Origin of the sequence: Arsenicicoccus cauae, assembly GCF_009707125.1 — a bacterium.
GTDB lineage: Bacteria > Actinomycetota > Actinomycetes > Actinomycetales > Dermatophilaceae > Arsenicicoccus > Arsenicicoccus cauae.
The window spans coordinates 116,309-132,610 of record NZ_WLVL01000021.1 but is presented as its reverse complement, the minus strand read 5'-3'; the positions used below and the strand labels follow the sequence as shown (position 1 = coordinate 132,610).

The following is a 16,302-nucleotide window of genomic DNA, read 5'->3' as shown; positions in this document are numbered from 1 at the left end:
GAGTGACCTTGATCGCCATGACCCCTCGCTTCACGTCGGATGCCCTTCCATCATCGCCGCGCCGACGTGCCAGAGCAACGGCGTCGACGCATGTTCGTCCGATGCGACACCGGAAACAGCAGGCCACGGGGCACCCCGCGCGCGACGCGGCGGAGGTGTCGGTGTTCTGACAGTCTTGGGCATCATCGGCGAGTCGGAGGTGTCTCTTGATCAAGTCAGCGAACCAGTACCCGGTACACACGCTCTTCAGCCATGAGGGCAACGTGTTGTACCGGATCCCGCCGTACCAGCGCGAGTACTCCTGGTACAAGGCTCAGTGGGAGGACCTGTTCGAGGACCTGATCGAGGCCGACGGCGCCCACTTCTTGGGCACGATCATCACTCTCGACCAGACGACCGACACGCTAGAGGGCAACATCCTCCACGTGGTCGACGGCCAACAGCGCCTGACGACCTTGACCCTGCTCCTCGCTGCGGTCTACTCCGTGCTCAAGGAGCACATCGACGAACTCGACGACGACACCCGGACGGACGTCACGAACCTCGGCCGCCAGCTGGTGCGCAAGGCTGACCAGCAGCCGCGAGTAACACCGCAGAAGCAAGGGCACAATCTCTTCGACTACCTCAAGACGCTCGAGGACGCCGGACTGCCCGTTGAAGGCGAGTGGAAGCCGTACTACCCCAGCCGGCGGATCGCCAAGTGCTACCGCTACTTCCGATCCGCCATCCTGAAGCTGGCCGAGACGGAGGGGCTGACAGAGACGAAGGCTGCGCTTCGGGTGCACGAGGCGGCTCTGCAGGCGGTCATCGTGAAGATCGAGGTTGCCAGCCACGCGGATGCCTTCGTCCTCTTTGAGTCCCTTAACAACCGCGGCATGCCGCTCTCGCCCGTCGACCTGATCAAGAACCACCTCCTGGCCGAGTCCGAGAAGAAGCAGATCATGAACGTCGACCAGGCGTTCAAGCACTGGAACGACATGCTGACGAGCCTGGGCGACAGCTACTCCACCCAGGAGCGCTTCCTGAGGCACTACTACAACGCCTTCAAGGCGGAGCTGCCTGATGTGCCCAACGCCTCCGTCGCCACCAAATCCAACCTGATCCGCATCTACGAGAAGCTCCTCGAGCAGGACCTCAAAAAGGTCGTCGACGCACTCGTCGAGGCGAGCAAGATCTACGGCCGCATTAACTGCGTCCTGGAGCTCGACCAGCCGACGTCCCTCGACCGGGCCTTCCAGCGGCTCATGCGCGCCCAGGGCGCGCCGTCCTATGTCCTCCTGATGTGGCTCATGACGAAGCAGGAAGAACTGGAGCTCAGCGACGCCCAGGTCGAAGCCGTTGCTGACCGCCTCACAAGCTTCTTCGTTCGCCGCAACCTGACTGGCTATCCGCCCACGTACGCGCTGGCGAAGCTCTTCATGACGACCATCGACGCCGTCGGCGACGCCCGCGGCGACGACGTGCTCAAGCTCGTCGGCGAGAAGCTGAGCGCCGTATCAGCGTCCGACGACGAGTTCCGGACTCGCCTTCTCGGCCGCATCTACGAAGAGAACACCGACGTGGCCCGGTTCGTGCTGACCACGTTGGCCGAGGACGCCATGACCAAGGAGACGAAGGTCGACCTGTGGCGTCAGGAGAAGAACCACTTCGTCTGGACCATCGAGCACATCCTCCCGCAGGGCGAGAACCTGCCGGCAGCCTGGCAGGCGATGCTCGGCGGCAAAGAGGTCGCAGCCCAGGTGCAAGAAGAACACCGGCACCGGCTCGGCAACCTCACCGTCACGGCCTACAACAGCAACCTCGGCAACAAGTCCTTCATCGAGAAGCGCGACAGACGGGACTCCAAGGGTCGATACATCGGTTACAAGAACGGCCTCTCGCTCAACGCCGAGCTGGCGGCACGGGAGTCGTGGACAGCTGACGACATCGAGGCCCGGACCAAGGTGTTGGCTGAAAGGGTGATCGAGCGGTTCCCGCTAGCCTAATGCGCCGCGTCGCCCCATCAGATCCGCCGCCCTCACCGGGACGTGGTCGTCCTGGGCGACTTCACGGAGTCTGATCGGTCAGTTCTCGACCTGACGCCGCCCGCCAGATGACGTGGTCCAAGGTTCGCGGGCTGACCTCGAGCTCCTGCGCGGCAGCCATGACCAACTCGACCGCGTGGTTGGTGGTGAGCGTCGCGTCGGCTCCAAGCGCCTGCTGCAAGAACCTCAGGACCATGCGGTCCGGCTTCACCGACGGCAGGCCCGCGAGCAGCAGCAGGTAGGAGTACGTCACACCGGAGCGCTGGCTCGGCAGTTTTCTTTCCCCTGCTCACCCTCGAGGGCCTCAGCCTGCACGCCGACGCGGTCCGCACCGTCGTCCAGGACCGCGAGCTCAGCCACCGCGGGACCGAGGCCGTGCTCCTGACGATCCGGCTGGCCGTGCTCCCGGGCCTGGTCCTCACCCTGCTCGGGCCGGGCCTGGGTGCAGCCTTCCTCGCCGTGCAGCTCGCCGTCTTCGGCATCTACATGGGCGCGACCTTCGCCCCCAACCACAAGGGGATGCCGCTGGTCCCGCGGGGCACGAGGATCGACTTCCTCTCCTGCCAGGTCCTGACCTCGCGCAACATCCGCGGCGGCCGGCCGTGGACTGGCTCATGGGCGGCCTCAACCTGCAGGTCGAGCACCACCTGTTCCCGAGCATGCCGAGCGGCAACCTGCGCCGGGCGCCGTTCGTCCGCGCCCACTGCGCCGAGCACGCCGTCCCCTACACCGAGGCCGGGCTACTCGAGTCCTATGGCATCGTCGTGCGGCACCTCAACCGGGTGGGGCTGGGTGACCGGGACCCGTTCGCCTGCCCGTTCGTGACGGCGCACCGGCAGGGCTGACCGCCGCGGCGAAGGCCGCCAGCGTCCAGTCCCGGACCAGCTCGGCCGCCGCGCGACGCCGGGCGGGCTGGACGATCTCGTGGCCCTCGTCGGGCACGATCTCGCAGCGCGCGGTCCCGCCCGCCGCCTGCACCGCCTTGGCGAGCTGCTGCGACTCGCTCGGCGGGACGTTGGTGTCGTGGGCGCCGTGCACCAGCAGCACGGGCGCGTCGATCCGGTCGGCCAGCCGCAGCGGCGAGATGGTCCGCAGCAGCTCGGCGTCGTGGACGGGGTGGCCGTACTTCGGCAGGGCGGCCCGCGCGATCCACGGCTCGGTGGTGGCGTAGAACGTGCCGAGGTCGCTCATCCCCGCGATGCTCGCCCCGGCTGCGAAGAGCCCGGGTCGAGCCGCCAGGCACGAGAGGGTCAGGTAGCCGCCATACGACCAGCCCACGCACGCCACCCGGTCCGGGTCGGCGAGGCCGCGCGCGACGAGGTCCGCCACGACGTCCTCGACGTCGTCGACGCCCCGCCAGCGCAGACCGACGTCGTCGGCGTGGGAGTAGGCCCGCCCGAAGCCTCCCGACCCGCGGACGTTGGGGGCGCAGACCGAGATGCCGACCCGCAGGAGCACGGGATACAGGTGCGACCAGCCGGGCCGCTCCTGGCCCTCGGGTCCGCCGTGCAGGTGTATGACGACCGGCCCGCCCCCGTCGACCGGGCGGTCCTGCGCCGGGTGCCACCAGGACGACACCTCCGTGCCGTCACGCGTCGTGGTGTGAAGCAGCTCCGGCAGGACGGCCTGCGGGTCGCGGGTGGCGCCGTCGACATCGACCCACGCCTGCGAGACCCAGCTGCGGGTGCGCAGGTCGAGGATCTCGACGCACCGGTCCCGGTCGGGGCTCTCGACCGTCAGGGCCAGGATCGAGCCGTCGGCGCTGAGGCTCGGCTCGGTCGCGACCCATCCGGGCAGGGGGATGGCCTCTTGGACGGTGCCGTCGACCAGCTCGACGAGGGCGAGCTCGCTGCGGCCGCCGTCGACGTTCCACAGGACCGCGGCGCGGGTGCCGTCCTCGCTGACGCAGAACTCCTCGACGTCGGCGTCCGGACGAGCCATCAGGACCCGCTCCGAGACGCCGCGGCCGGTCACCGTGAGCAGCGCCAGCCGCTGCCGGTCGCCCCCGACGTCGGTGCGGACCACGACGCGCAGGTAGCCCTCGCGGCTCTCCGACGGGCACGAGGTATGCGGGGGCAGCCGCTCCGACCAGCCCGATCGTGACGGCAGGCGCCGGGGACGGTGGTCGTCGAGGATCGCGGCGGCGTCCGTGACCGAGCCGGGGTCCGGGCGCAGCAGCGCGGTGTCCTCGCCGCCCCACAGCAGGCGCAGCGACCGGTTGCCGCGACCGCCCACCCGCACCAACGACGCGCCGCCCCACGAGTCGACGAACCGGCCCTCGGGACGCCGGTCGACGACCTCGACACCGAGCGTCTGCGGGTCGACCAGCCGAGACTCGCCGGAGCCGTCCTCCAGCTCGGCGGTGACCTGGATCCGCGCGCCGTCCCAGCCGACGAGCTCCGCCGACCCGTCGCGATCGTCGTCGGCGCGCCACGCCTGCGGGTCGCCGGGGTCGGTCGTGACGACCCACACCTGGGAGCGGTACCCGCCATACGGCGCGACCTGGCAGGCCAGCCACAGACCGTCGGGAGAGTGCCGCACCCGGGTGACCGGTCCGTCGACCGGCAGCCGGACGGGCCGCCAGGTGCCGGCGCGCGCCCCCTCGAGGAAGCGCTGCACAGCTCGGGGATAGCCATCGACGTCGACGACGTGCGCCAGGGCACGGCCGTCGGGGGCGACGGACGCCCCGTGGGTGGGGCGGCCGGAGAGCTCCATCACGGTCGGAAGGTCTGGAGCCACAGCTCCAGGGTCGCGAGCTGCCACAGCTCGTTGGAGCCGAGGGTCGTGCGGGTCGTGTTGGGATCGGCGAGCAGCCGGTCGAGCACGTCGGTGTCGAAGACGTGGCGGTCGAGCGCCGCCGACGAGCCGAGGGTGTCGCGGACCAGCTCGAGCACCTCGCCCTCGAGGTGGCGGATGCCGGGGACGGGGAAGTAGCCCTTGGTGCGGTCGATGACCTCGACCGGCAGGATCGACCGGGCGGCGTCCTTGAGGACCCCCTTGCCGCCCCCGGCGAGCTTGAGCTCGGGCGGGCAGGAGCCGGCCAGCTCGACGAAGTCGTGGTCGAGGAAGGGCACCCGGCCCTCGAGGCCCCAGGCCATCGTCATCGTGTCCACCCGCTTGACCGGGTCATCGACCAGCATGACCTGCGTGTCCAAGCGCAGGGCGGCGTCGACGGAGGTGTCCGCGCCGGGGGCGGCCTGGTGGGCGGCGGCGAAGGCCCAGCTCGGGTCGTGGTCGAGTCGGTAGTCCGGGTGCAGCAGGGCGCCCACGGCGTCGTGGCTGCGGTCGAAGAAGACCCGGCGGTAGGCCTCGGTCGTCCGGTCGCGGGGGACGTCCAGGAGCGGGGGGTACCAGTCGTAGCCCCCGAGCACCTCATCCGCGCCCTGGCCCGACTGCACGACCTTGACGTGCCGCGAGACCTCTTGGGAGAGCAGGTAGAACGCGATGCAGTCGTGGCTGACCATCGGCTCGCTCATCGCCGCGAGGGTGCCGGGGACGGCCGGCAGCAGGCGGCTGGTGTCGACGTGGATCTTGTGGTGGTCGGTGCCGTAGCGGGCGGCGATCAGGTCGGAGTAGGAGTACTCGTCGCCGGACTCGCCCCCGGCCGAGTCGAAGCCGATGCTGAAGGTCTGCAGGTCCTGCTGCCCCCGCTCGGCGAGCAGCGCGACGACCAGGCTGGAGTCGAAGCCACCGGACAGCAGCACCCCCACGGGCACGTCGGCGACCATGCGTCGCTCGACGGCGGTGCGCAGGGAGTCCAGCAGCGCGTCGCCCCAGTCGCGGGCGTCCCAGTCGGCGCGGTCCTCGCAGCGGGTGAACGACGGCTCCCAGTAGACGCGGTCCGTGTAGCGGCCGTCGGGCTGGTAGGTCCGGACGGTGGCGGGCGGGAGCTTCTGGATGCCGGCGAACATCGTGCGGGGCGCGGGCACGACGGAGTGGAAGGACAGGTAGTGGTGCAGCGCGACCCGGTCCAGCGACACGTCCACGTCGCCGGCGTCGACGATCGCGCGCAGCGACGAGGCGAAGCGCAGCCGGTCGCCGCGGCGCGAGAGGTAGAGCGGCTTGATCCCGAGCCGGTCCCGGGCCAGGGTGAGCACGCCGGTGTCGACGTCGGTGATCGCGAAGGCGAACATGCCGGTCAGGTGCTCGACGCAGTCCGGCCCCCAGCGGTGGTAGGCCTTGATGATCACCTCGCTGTCGGCGTGCGAGAAGAAGCGGTAGCCGTGACCCTCGAGCTCGGCGCGCAGCTCCTGGTAGTTGTAGATGCAGCCGTTGAACACCATCGACAGGCCGAGCTCGGCGTCGACCATCGGCTGGGAGCCGCGGGGCGACAGGTCGATGATCGACAGGCGCCGGTGCCCCAGGGCGACCCGCCCCTGGGCCCAGACCCCGCCGTTGTCGGGACCGCGCGCGACCATCGCCTCGGTCATCGTCTCGACCGCCGCGACGTCCGCGGGCCGAGCACCTCGCTCGCCGAACCTGACCTCACCGCAGATGCCGCACATCAGCGCTCCTCCCCGTCCGTCATGATCCACGTGTCCTTGCTGCCGCCACCCGCCGAGGAGTTGACGATCCTGCTGCCCTCGGCCCCGGACCGGCTCAGCGCGGCCGGCATCGAGATCGCCTCCGTCTCGCGGGTGCCGCTGCGCCGCCGCAGGTGCACGAACACCCGCAGGTCCACGTGCCGCGGCCGCAGGGCGTTGCCGTCGAAGGTCGGGTGCGTGGACAGGTCGACCAGCTCCTGCCCGATGTAGCGCTCGGGGTTGGCGAGGATCTCGCGCCGCCGCTCGGCGACCTGGGCGGACGTGGCGTCCGGCCCGATGAGCACCCCGAGCCCGCCGTGCCCGTCGATCGGCTTGGTGACGAGCTCGCCCAGGTGGCCAAGGACGTGCTCGCGGGAGTCCGCGTCGGCGCACAGCCAGGAGGGGACCTGGTCCAGGATCGGCTCCTCGCCCAGGTAGTAGCGGACCATGTGCGGCACGAAGGTGTAGACGGCCTTGTCGTCGCCCACCCCGTTGCCGAGGGCGTTGGCCAGCGTCAGGGTGCCCCGGTGCAGCGCCTCGATGACCCCGGCGCCCAGAGGCTGGCCGTCGCGGCCTCCCGCCGACAGCAGCAGGTCCTCGTCCATGCGCAGGTAGGCCACGCGCACCTGGGCCGGTCGTCCGGCCCGCCGCCGCATGAGGCGCCCGTCCTCGAACCACACCTGGCTCGGGGTGAGCACGTCGACGCCCATCGCCTCGGCCAGCCCGGTGTGCTCGGGCCACGCGGAGTCGGTGGGGCCCGAGGAGAGGATGGCGATCTCGCCGGGCTCGGCGGCGCCCCCCTGCGCGGCGGCGGACAGCGTGTCGCGCAGCAGCTCGGGGACGGGACGGACGGGCCGTATGCCGCGGGGGAACACCTCGGGCACGAACCGGCGCATCAGGGCGCGCGCAGCGATGGCGTAGCCGACCCCGGACGGCACGCGCAGGTTGTCCTCGAGCACCCGCCAGCGTCCGGGTCCGTCGCTGACCAGGTCCAGGCCGCTGACGTGGTTGCGGACGCCCGGCCCGCCGAGGCGCCCGCTGGAGCGGTAGCCCGGCGCCCGGTCCAGCAGCTCGCGGGGCATCACGCCGTCGGCGAAGATCGCGCCCTCGCCGTAGCAGTCGCGCAGGAAGGCGTCGAGCGCCCGCGCCCGTTGCTCGCCGCCGGCGCTGATGTGCTCCCAGTCGGACGCGGACACGATGCGGGGGATCAGGTCGACGGGGAAGACCTGGGGCTGCGGCTGGTCGCGCAGGCGGAAGGTTACGCCGTCGGCGCGCTGCAGGTCGACGATCGCGTAGTCGCGCTGGCGCAGCCCCCGGGTCCCCAGCCGCTGGAAGGCGGCGACCACGTCGGCATACGGCGGGCGCGGTGCACCGGTCTCGTCGACGGCCTCGTCGTAGGCCGCGGGGGCCGCCCCCTCGCGGGGCCGGTAGGACTCGAGCAGGTCCTCGGTGCCGTCGACCGGGGCCGCGACGCCACGGGCGGTCTCGGCGATGAGCTGGTCGACGACGTCCGTGAGCCGGCCCCGGCGGCGGCGCGCCCGGCGCTGGCGGGCGGCGGAGCTGCCGCGCAGCAGGGCGGCCGTGGTCAGCCCGTCGACGAGCTCCCAGTCGCCGTTGGCCCGCAGCCACGGCTCCAGCGAGGCGACGAGGTCGCGGATGATCTCGGGGGCCGGGGCGGTGCGGCCCGAGCGCAGGTCGACGAGGTCGCCCTCGAGCCCCGAGCGCGCCGCCCGCCAGGACGCGGCGCGGCCGACGACGGGGGCCAGGTCGAGCGGGGGGACGCCCGCAGCGATCGTCTCGACGGCCCGGTCCACCATGGCCCGGAACAGGCCGGCGACCAGCACGATCGTGTCGGTGGAGGGGCAGCTGTCGCAGATCCGCAGCTCGATCGTGCTGATGCGCGCGGCCGGCCGGACGTCGAAGTAGATCATCCCCGGGTCGCTGATCACGCCCGTGTCGACGAGGTTGGCCACCAGCCGGTCGAACTCGGCGGCGGAGCGGGCCCCGCTCGACAGGCCCGTCGTGGGCCAGCGGCTCCACACCAGGCTCCGCACGCTGGCATAGCCCGTGTCGTCCCCGTCCGACCAGTAGGGGGAGGACGCGGACAGCGCCAGCAGCGGGGGCAGGTCGGGGGCCACGTGCTCGGCGACCAGGCAGGCCTCGTCGAGGTCGGCCACGTCGACGTGCACCTGCGAGCCGCAGATCAGCTGCTCGCGCGTGAGGAGCTGGTAGTCCGCCAGCATGCGCCGGTAGCGCGGGGTCTCGGTCACGTCGATCTCGTCGGGTGCCGACAGCGGCAGGGAGCCGGCCGCCACGATCCCGAGCCCCAGCGGCGTCGCCGCCTGCACCAGGCCCTCCCGGCAGCGGAGCAGCTCGTCGCGCAGCTCGTCCAGGTCGGTGACGACGGCCGAGTTGACCTCGACGACGCACTGCTGGAGCTCGGCGACGTACTCCGTGCGGTCGGCCAGCGCCTCGAGCAGCTCGGGGGCCTTGGCGGCGAGCCGGCGCGTGGTCAGGTCGACGACGTGGAACTCCTCCTCGACCCCCAGCCTGCGGATCGGCCGGGTCCGCGGCTGCGACGTCTGCGTCGTCTGGGGGGACTGCCGGGTCTGGGCCTGCCCGCTGGGTCGTGAGCTGTCCATGGCGTGAGGCTTCCACGCTCATGTTGCGGGCGCGTTGCGAAGTCGTGTCGGCCTGCGTCCCGCGGGCGCGGGTCGGCTCATGCCGGCCGGTCGAGGGCACCGAGCTTGGCCGGGTTGCCGTGGAGCTGGACGGTGCGGACGAGTCCGTCGCGCACTTCCAGGACCAGGCAGCGCAGCGACCCGTCGGGGGCGCTGGGCCCTTGGGGTGGGAGTGCCACGCGGTGCGGGCGCCCGGCGTGAACCGCACGTGCGCGCAGCCCACCGCGGACTGCTTGTCCGGGTTGCGGATCCCGTCGATGTAGACCGTGCCGGTGAACCAGTCCTGCGGCCCGGGGGCGGACTGACCGCCGCTCTGGGTGAACCTCATGCGATCTCTCCTCGTCCTGCTGGTGATGGCGCAGCTGCTGGAGCTGTCGATGGTGGTGGCGCCCACGACGGTGGGGTGCCTCCGGCGCATCCTCGCCCCGCCACCGCCCACAGCGCCACGTCGCAGACGGCCATCCCGGCCGCGCACCAGAACGGCGCCTTGCCACCACCGCCGAGGACGCCGACCGCGAGCGCAGCCCCGAGCCCCACCGCGACGCGTGCGGGTCGGGCGGGTGGGCGCGCCCCGGCCAGCACGGCGAGCTGGGCGCCGGCCAGCCCGGCCACGGCCTGGGCCCGCAGCGACGCAGGCGACCACCGGTGCGGGTAGCCGCGCACCCCGGTGGCGGCGTCGTCGTCCAGGTCGGGCAGGACGTTCAGCAGGTGGGCGGAGCAGCCGAGAAGCGCGCCGGCGACCGTCTGCCACAACGGCGCCGGCCCGTGGCGGGGACCACCTCTGGTCAGATGCGGCACGTGCGGAAGCCCCCCGAAGGCCACGGCATACGGCAGGATCGAGGCGGTCGAGCGCTTGAGACCAGCGTTGTATGCCCAGCCCGACCCGACGACGAGGACCACATGGACGACTCCGGCAGCACCACCGCACCTGCCCGACAGGAGCAGACAGGCACCCGTGGCCACTCCGAGGGCCCTGCGGACCACCCGCGCAGCGGCGGGGTCGCTCGCGAGCGGCTTGTCGACGCGCCCCGCGACCCGGTCCCGCCCGGCGTCGACGAGGTCGTTGCCCCACCCGATCGTCAGCTGACCGGACAGGACGGTCGCGCCCACCAGCAGGACCCGCCGGCGGGGGAGGCCGCAGCCCGCGGCGAGGGCGGTGGCGAGCCCGGTCACGACGACGGTGGGGCCGGGGTGGCACGTGGCCGCCAGCAGGCGCAGGACGGAACGGGGCATGAGCCCACGGTAGGCCCCGGACCGAGGCACGGACGGCCCAGCTCGGTGGTCGCCGTCCGCGGCGTGCTGCCGACCCACACCTATCCGCAGCACGAGATCACCGCCGCGGTGGCGGAGTTCACCGGCGCCGCGTCTGGTCCTCGCCGCCGCATGCTCGAGCAGGTGCACGCCAACGCGGGCGTGCGCACCCGTCACCTGGCCATGCCGCTCGAGCGCTACGCGCGACTGGCGGACTTCGGCGAGGCCAACGACGTCTTCATCGAGGCCGCCGTCGACCTCGGGTGCGAAGCCGTCGAGGCGGCCCTGGCCGACGCCGGTCTCGCGCCGCGCGACGTGGACCTGCTCGTCAGCGCGACCGTGACCGGCCTGGCGGTGCCCTCGATCGACGCCCGGATCGCTGCCCGCCTGCGGATGCGTCCCGACGTCCGTCGGGTCCCGCTCGTCGGTCTCGGCTGCGTCGCCGGGGCGGCCGGCATCGCCCGCGTGCACGACCACCTCGTCGGTCACCCGGACCACGTGGCCGTGCTGGTCGCGGCCGAGATGTGCAGCCTGACGGTCCAGCGCGAGGACACCACTCCCGCCAACATGGTGGCCAGCGGGCTCTTCGGCGACGGCGCCGCCGCGGTCGTGATGGTCGGCGCGGACCGACGGCCGCCGGCAGACCCGGCGGGCCCGTCCACGCGGCCGCAGGTGCTGGACACCCGGTCGCGGTTCTACGACGACACCGAGCGCGCGATGGGTTGGGACGTCGGGGCCACCGGGCTGCGGATCGTGCTGGGCGTCGAGGTGCCCGAGCTCGTGCGCTCGCACGTGCGCGACGACGTCGACGGCTTCCTCGCGCTGCACGACCTCACGCGGGACGACATCGAGTGGTGGGTCGCCCACCCCGGCGGCCCCAAGGTCCTGGAGGCCATGCAGGACGCGCTCGAGGTCCCCCGCGACGCCCTCGGCGTCACCTGGGACTCCCTCGCAGCGATCGGCAACCTGTCCTCGGCGTCGGTGCTCCACGTCCTCGCCGACACCCTCCGCACCCGCCCGCCCCGGCCCGGGTCGTTGGGGATGCTGCTCGCGATGGGCCCGGGGTTCTGCCTCGAGATGGTCCTGCTGCGGGCCCCTGAGGACGCCCGATGAGGAGCCAGACCGCGTATGCCGGACTGGTCGCCGCCGTCGCGGCCGAGCGCCTCGCGGAGCTGGTGGTGTCGCGCCGCAACGCCGCCTGGTCCCTCGCCCAGGGTGGGCACGAGGTGGGGCGCGAGCACTACCCGGCCATGGTGGCCCTGCACACCGGGCTGCTCGGGGCGTGCCTCGCCGAGATGCACTGGGGCCAGCGGAGGTTCGGACGCGGGGGATGGGTCGCCCTCGCCGGTGTCGGGGCGGCCCAGGCGCTGCGGTGGTGGTGCATCCGCACCCTCGGTCCGCAGTGGAACACGCGCGTGATCGTCGTGCCCGGCGCCACCCGGGTCACGGGCGGCCCCTACCGCTGGCTCGACCACCCCAACTACGTCGCCGTCGTCGTCGAGGGCGTCGCCCTGCCGATGGCGCACGGATCCCGGTGGACCGCAGCGGGGTTCACGATCGCCAACGCAGCGCTGCTGGCTCGCCGCATCCGGGTCGAGGAGCAGGCGCTGCGCACGCTGCACGAGACGGCCTGACGGTGGCGAGGGACCCCCGAACGCCAGGCACCGGGGCCGACGCTCACGCCAGGGCGGACGTGGATCTGGTCGTCGTCGGCGGCGGACCGGTCGGGCTGGTCGCGGCTCTGCACGCGGCGCGGCTCGGGATGAGCGCCGTCGTCGTCGAGCCCCGCCTGTCACCGGTGGACAAGGCCTGCGGCGAGGGCATCATGCCGGCCGGCGTGGCCGAGCTCGCGGCTCTCGGGGTCCACCCGGACGGCCACCCGATCCGGGGCATCCGGTACGTCGACGGCAGTGCCCTCGACGGACGCGGCCCATCTGCCGACGCACCGGTCGGGCCGCAGCCTGGGCTCGGCGTGCGCCGCACGACCTTGCACGCCGCCCTGACCCGGGCCACGGAGGCGGCGGGGGACGGCATACGGCAGGTGCAGGATCGAGTCGTGGACCTGGCTCAGGACGACGGGGGGGTCACGGTGGGGCTGGCCGGGGGAGGCGAGGTGCGCGCCGGGCACGTGGTGGCGGCCGACGGGCTGCTCTCGCCGACGCGACGGCTGCTCGGGCTCGACCGTCCGTCGCGGGCGCCGCGGAGGCGCGGGCTGCGACGGCACTACCGGGTCGCGCCGTGGACGGACCACGTCGAGGTGCACTGGGGCCGGTCGTGCGAGGCCTATGTCACGCCCGTCGCGGACGACGTCGTGGGGGTGGCCGTGCTGACCGCCTGCGTCGGGGGATTCTCCGAGCAGCTCGTCGAGATGCCCTGGCTCGCAAGCCGTCTCGAGGCCGCCGCACCGCTGGACGAGGTGCGCGGGGCGGGGCCGCTACGACAGCGCGCGGCCCACCGCGTCGCCGGACGGGTGCTGCTGGCCGGCGACGCCGCCGGTTACGTGGACGCGCTGACGGGTGAGGGGCTGACGCTCGGGTGGAGACAGGCGAGGGCGGCGGTCGAGTGCGTCGCGGTCGGCGACGCCCGGGGCTACGAGGCCCGGTGGCACGCCATCGGAATGCCCGCCCGCGCGCTGACGAGCAGCCTCGTGGTGGCCACGCGCTCGACGGTCGTGCGACGGCACCTGGTCACGGCCGCTGCGTGCGTCCCGTGGGCGTACCGCTCGGCCGTCCGGGTCGTGGCCTCCTCGGGCTAGCTGCAGTCCACGCTGGCCCCGAGCACGCGGGCCCTCGATCATCGCCTGACGATGCACGTGAGGCCGTCACATCGGTCGGGGGAGCGCACGCGGGCCGACGTGACTAGCTCAGGTAGGGCTGCTCGGGGATGAACGAGGGGTCGTGCGTGCCGACCTTGCGCGCCGCCGCCAGGTGCCCGCCGAGGAAGCCGCCCGCCCCCACGGCGCCGAGGGCGACGAGCCCCAGGGCCGCGCCGAGCCGGTGCCGGCCGTTGCGACGCGCCACCCACGACGCGACCTGCAGCCCGGCACCGGCGCCGTTGGCGATGGCGTGGACCACCCCGACGCGACGGGAGCGGGTGTCGGTCTCGGCATACTCCGACCAGCCCGACAGCGCGGCCGGCACGGCCGCCAGCACGCCGACGCCCGTCAGCAGGCGGGCCCCGTCGCGCGAGTCGTCGTCGCCGGCGAGGTCGAGCAGGCTCGCGCTCATCCACGTGCCCATGGGCACCTCGACGAGCAGGGGGTGCAGCGCGTGGCCGAGCCAGGCGCCCTGGAGCACCCGGCGCCGCAGGTCGTCGGCGACGATCGCGCCTGAGACGCGGTCACCCACGGTCACGACGGGGTCGAGGACGGTGGCTCTCTCGATGGCGTGCACGGGTGCGGCTAGCGGCGTGCGGGGTCGGGTGGTCGGCTGGTCGCGGACGGTCTCGCTGGTCATGAGGACTCCTGGTGGGAGAGGGCGGTATGGCGGGAAGGGGTGGCCGTAGAGATCAGGCGCGCACGTGTCGGGAGCGCAGCTCGGGCAGGACCTCCTTGCCGTACGCCTCGATCATGTCGGCGTAGCGGGGGCCCATGTTGGCGACATACACGTCGTCGAAGCCGGCCTCGACGAAGGGCGCGAAGGCCTCGACGTGGGCGGACACGTCGTCCCCGAAGGTCGCCGACCCGGCGATCTTCTCCCGGGTCACGAGCTCGGCCGCCTGCTCGAAGTGCTGCGGGCTGGGGAGCACCTGGCTGAGCTCGCCGGGCACCCCGGCGTTGGGCCACAGGCGGTAGGCGTCGTCGATCGCCTGCTCCTGGTCCGGGCCCCAGCCCACCTTGAAGCCGGCCTGCGTGGGGGCGTCCGCGCCCTTGGCCTGGCGGAAGGTCCGCACGCTGTCGGCATCAGGCATCGTCGTCACGAAGCCGTCGCCCACCCGGCAGGCCAGGTCCAGCGCCTTGGGCCCGAAGGCCGACACGAAGATCTGCGGCGTCTCCTCGGGCAGGGAGTAGATCCGCGCCGTGTCCACGGTGTAGTAGGGGCCCTCGTGCGAGACGACCTCGCCGGTCCACAGCTCGCGGATCAGCCCTATGGCCTCCTCGAGCATCTCGAGCCGCTGGCCGGCGTGCGGCCAGACGTCGCCGAGGATGTGCTCGTTGAGCGCCTCGCCGGAGCCGACGCCGAGGGTGAACCTCCCCGGGCCGAGCAGGCACGCGCTGGTGGAGGCGGCCTGGGCGACGATCGCCGGGTGGATCCGCACCGTCGGGCAGGTCACGGCGGTCGTGACGGGCAGGTCGCAGACCTGGCTGATCGCCCCGATCGCGGACCACACGAAGGCGGACTCGCCCTGCGCGTCGGTCCACGGGTGGAAGTGGTCGCTGATCCACAGGGCGTCGAAGCCTGCCTCGCCCGCGAGGCGGGCCTGCTCGACGATCTCGGCGGGGGAGTACTCCTCGCAGGACAGGAAGTAGCCGATGCGCTTCACGGTCGTGCCTCCTTCGTGGTGGGGCTGCTGCTCCCCATCCCACCAGGGCGCGTGGCCCGGGGGGAGGTTGTCAGCCGGGAGACTCGACGGTCGCTCGACGCTCGCGGTCAGCGGGCGAGCACCGTGCCGGCCCCGCGGTCGGCGGCCCGGTCCGCGACGTATGCCGCGAAGACGACGTCGGTCGCCGCGATGCCGAGGTTCTGGCAGGGGAGCCGCCCGTCGGGGCGGGGACGCCGGATCGCGTCGCCGGTCCACCCGGACGCCGGCGGAGGGCTTGGGCGGCACCTGCGCGCGTGCCTCGGCCCGCGCGACGGCGACCCGTGGCTCGGGCAGCAGGTGCTGGACCTCGGCGTCGGACAGGTACCGCAGCGGCGGGAGACTCACCCGTCGACCCTGGGGGACGGCGCGGGCATGGTGACGGCCCCGCCGCGAGGGGGACGCGACGGGGCCGTGCGAGGGGGAGGGGGTCGGTCAGCGACCCCGGTAGCCCGGGACCTCCGGGTTGAACGCCGCCAGCGTCCAGCGGTCGAAGGAGCGGAGCCAGGTCTTCATGAGCGTCATCGGGTGACCTCCTGTCGTCGGTGTGCATGGTGCGGGCACCCCGTTGTGTCACCACTCACAAGTATGACGAAAAGCGGCGCCATGATGCAAATAGCAGATTATTGACGATCCGTCAGACAGGGCACAGCCGGTGCTGCCGCCCGAGGACAACCTGCGGCGACAGGTCGCCCCCGAGCCGCTGCTCAACGTGGTCACCGCCCGCACCGGCTGCCCCTACCGGGGGTAAGGGCATGAGCCGGGCTTCGTTCGCCAGGCTGATGATCCCGCCGGGGGTAAGGGCATGAGCCGGGCTTCGTTCGCCAGGCTGATGATCCCGCCGGGGGTAAGGGCATCAGCCGGGCTTCGTTCGCCTGCGTTGCGGCCCCCCACGCTGCCGCACCCGTCTCGGGCGGGACCGGCATAATCGGGCGGGACCGGCATAATGCTGCGATGGTCCCTCCCGAGGTGCGCGCCGCCCTGGACGCCCTGCGTCGTCAGACGCTCGAGCGGGTCCAGGACCTGGAGCGCGACCGGTCGCGCATCGTCGACGCGAGCAGGTCGAGCAACGCCGACGACGAGCACGACCCCGAGGGTCAGACCATCGCCTGGGACCGTGAGCAGACCGCCGCCCTGCTGCGGGACGCCCGCGCGCGGCTCGCCGAGATCGACGTCGCGTCGGCCCGGCTCGACGGCGGGTGGGACGGGAGCTGCGAGGTGTGCGGCGGGCCGATCCCGCCCGGTCGCCTGCTCGCCCGCCCGACCACGGCGCGCTGCGTGGGGTGCGCCTGAGCGCGAGTCCCC

At 72.8% G+C, this 16,302-nt stretch carries 14 protein-coding genes; 6 read left to right on the top strand and 8 right to left on the bottom strand.

Annotation, left to right across the window (positions count from 1 at the left end):
• The first annotated feature begins 206 nt into the window (after nucleotides 1-206).
• A complete protein-coding gene (locus GGG17_RS06235; RefSeq protein ID WP_154592884.1) occupies nucleotides 207-1,985 on the top strand; it encodes a DUF262 domain-containing protein in 1,779 nt (592 codons plus the stop codon).
• Nucleotides 1,986-2,046: 61 nt separating this feature from the next.
• On the opposite strand, the gene GGG17_RS06230 is transcribed toward GGG17_RS06235, so the two are convergent.
• The gene (locus tag GGG17_RS06230) at nucleotides 2,047-2,277 is read right to left on the bottom strand and encodes a DUF8548 family protein (RefSeq protein WP_230082736.1); all 231 of its coding nucleotides are present in this window, start codon (nucleotides 2,275-2,277) and stop codon (nucleotides 2,047-2,049) included.
• A 361-nt stretch (nucleotides 2,278-2,638) separates the two neighbouring features.
• Between GGG17_RS06230 and GGG17_RS17105 the strand changes: the two genes are divergently transcribed.
• Complete coding sequence (locus GGG17_RS17105; RefSeq protein WP_311966468.1) at nucleotides 2,639-2,869, top strand: fatty acid desaturase; 231 nt, start codon at nucleotides 2,639-2,641, stop codon at nucleotides 2,867-2,869.
• On the opposite strand, the gene GGG17_RS06220 is transcribed toward GGG17_RS17105, so the two are convergent.
• The 5 genes from GGG17_RS06220 to GGG17_RS06200 all read right to left on the bottom strand — a co-directional run bounded on the left by GGG17_RS06220 (nucleotide 2,799) and on the right by GGG17_RS06200 (nucleotide 10,461).
• Nucleotides 2,799-4,739: an alpha/beta hydrolase family protein gene (locus GGG17_RS06220; protein ID WP_154592932.1), complete on the bottom strand. Its 1,941-nt coding sequence runs from the start codon at nucleotides 4,737-4,739 to the stop codon at nucleotides 2,799-2,801. The genes GGG17_RS17105 and GGG17_RS06220 overlap by 71 nt on opposite strands.
• The gene (locus tag GGG17_RS06215) at nucleotides 4,739-6,529 is read right to left on the bottom strand and encodes an N-acetylglutaminylglutamine amidotransferase (RefSeq protein ID WP_154592883.1); all 1,791 of its coding nucleotides are present in this window, start codon (nucleotides 6,527-6,529) and stop codon (nucleotides 4,739-4,741) included. Before GGG17_RS06215 ends, GGG17_RS06220 begins: the two co-directional genes overlap by 1 nt.
• The gene (locus GGG17_RS06210; protein ID WP_195849138.1) at nucleotides 6,529-9,189 is read right to left on the bottom strand and encodes a glutamate--cysteine ligase; all 2,661 of its coding nucleotides are present in this window, start codon (nucleotides 9,187-9,189) and stop codon (nucleotides 6,529-6,531) included. The genes GGG17_RS06215 and GGG17_RS06210 overlap by 1 nt, the downstream gene beginning before the upstream one ends.
• A gap of 77 nt (nucleotides 9,190-9,266) precedes the next feature.
• Nucleotides 9,267-9,407, bottom strand: coding sequence for a hypothetical protein (locus tag GGG17_RS06205; RefSeq protein WP_154592882.1), 141 nt, complete (start codon nucleotides 9,405-9,407; stop codon nucleotides 9,267-9,269).
• Between the two features lie 145 nt (nucleotides 9,408-9,552).
• Nucleotides 9,553-10,461, bottom strand: a complete 909-nt coding sequence (locus GGG17_RS06200; RefSeq protein ID WP_154592881.1) for a UbiA family prenyltransferase — start codon at nucleotides 10,459-10,461, stop codon at nucleotides 9,553-9,555.
• A 45-nt stretch (nucleotides 10,462-10,506) separates the two neighbouring features.
• Here GGG17_RS06200 and GGG17_RS06195 point away from each other — a divergent pair, with 45 nt between their 5' ends.
• The 3 genes from GGG17_RS06195 to GGG17_RS06185 are packed head-to-tail and all read left to right on the top strand — an operon-like array spanning nucleotide 10,507 to nucleotide 13,234.
• The gene (locus GGG17_RS06195) at nucleotides 10,507-11,592 is read left to right on the top strand and encodes a type III polyketide synthase (RefSeq protein WP_311966467.1); all 1,086 of its coding nucleotides are present in this window, start codon (nucleotides 10,507-10,509) and stop codon (nucleotides 11,590-11,592) included.
• Nucleotides 11,589-12,113, top strand: coding sequence for an isoprenylcysteine carboxyl methyltransferase family protein (locus GGG17_RS06190; protein ID WP_154592880.1), 525 nt, complete (start codon nucleotides 11,589-11,591; stop codon nucleotides 12,111-12,113). The genes GGG17_RS06195 and GGG17_RS06190 overlap by 4 nt, the downstream gene beginning before the upstream one ends.
• A 59-nt stretch (nucleotides 12,114-12,172) precedes the next feature.
• A complete protein-coding gene (locus GGG17_RS06185; RefSeq protein ID WP_311966466.1) occupies nucleotides 12,173-13,234 on the top strand; it encodes an NAD(P)/FAD-dependent oxidoreductase in 1,062 nt (353 codons plus the stop codon).
• Nucleotides 13,235-13,337: 103 nt separating this feature from the next.
• On the opposite strand, the gene GGG17_RS06180 is transcribed toward GGG17_RS06185, so the two are convergent.
• Both GGG17_RS06180 and GGG17_RS06175 read right to left on the bottom strand, forming a co-directional pair.
• Nucleotides 13,338-13,934: a DUF2231 domain-containing protein gene (locus tag GGG17_RS06180; protein ID WP_195849137.1), complete on the bottom strand. Its 597-nt coding sequence runs from the start codon at nucleotides 13,932-13,934 to the stop codon at nucleotides 13,338-13,340.
• A 52-nt stretch (nucleotides 13,935-13,986) separates the two neighbouring features.
• Nucleotides 13,987-14,961 carry a TIGR03557 family F420-dependent LLM class oxidoreductase gene (locus tag GGG17_RS06175; RefSeq protein ID WP_311966465.1) on the bottom strand — a complete coding sequence of 325 codons (975 nt, stop codon included), beginning with the start codon at nucleotides 14,959-14,961 and terminating at the stop codon, nucleotides 13,987-13,989.
• A 990-nt stretch (nucleotides 14,962-15,951) separates the two neighbouring features.
• On the opposite strand from GGG17_RS06175, the gene GGG17_RS06170 reads away from it, so the two are divergent.
• On the top strand, nucleotides 15,952-16,290 hold the full coding sequence (locus tag GGG17_RS06170; RefSeq protein WP_154592879.1) for a TraR/DksA family transcriptional regulator: 339 nt from the start codon (nucleotides 15,952-15,954) through the stop codon (nucleotides 16,288-16,290).
• The last annotated feature ends 12 nt before the right edge of the window (nucleotides 16,291-16,302 follow it).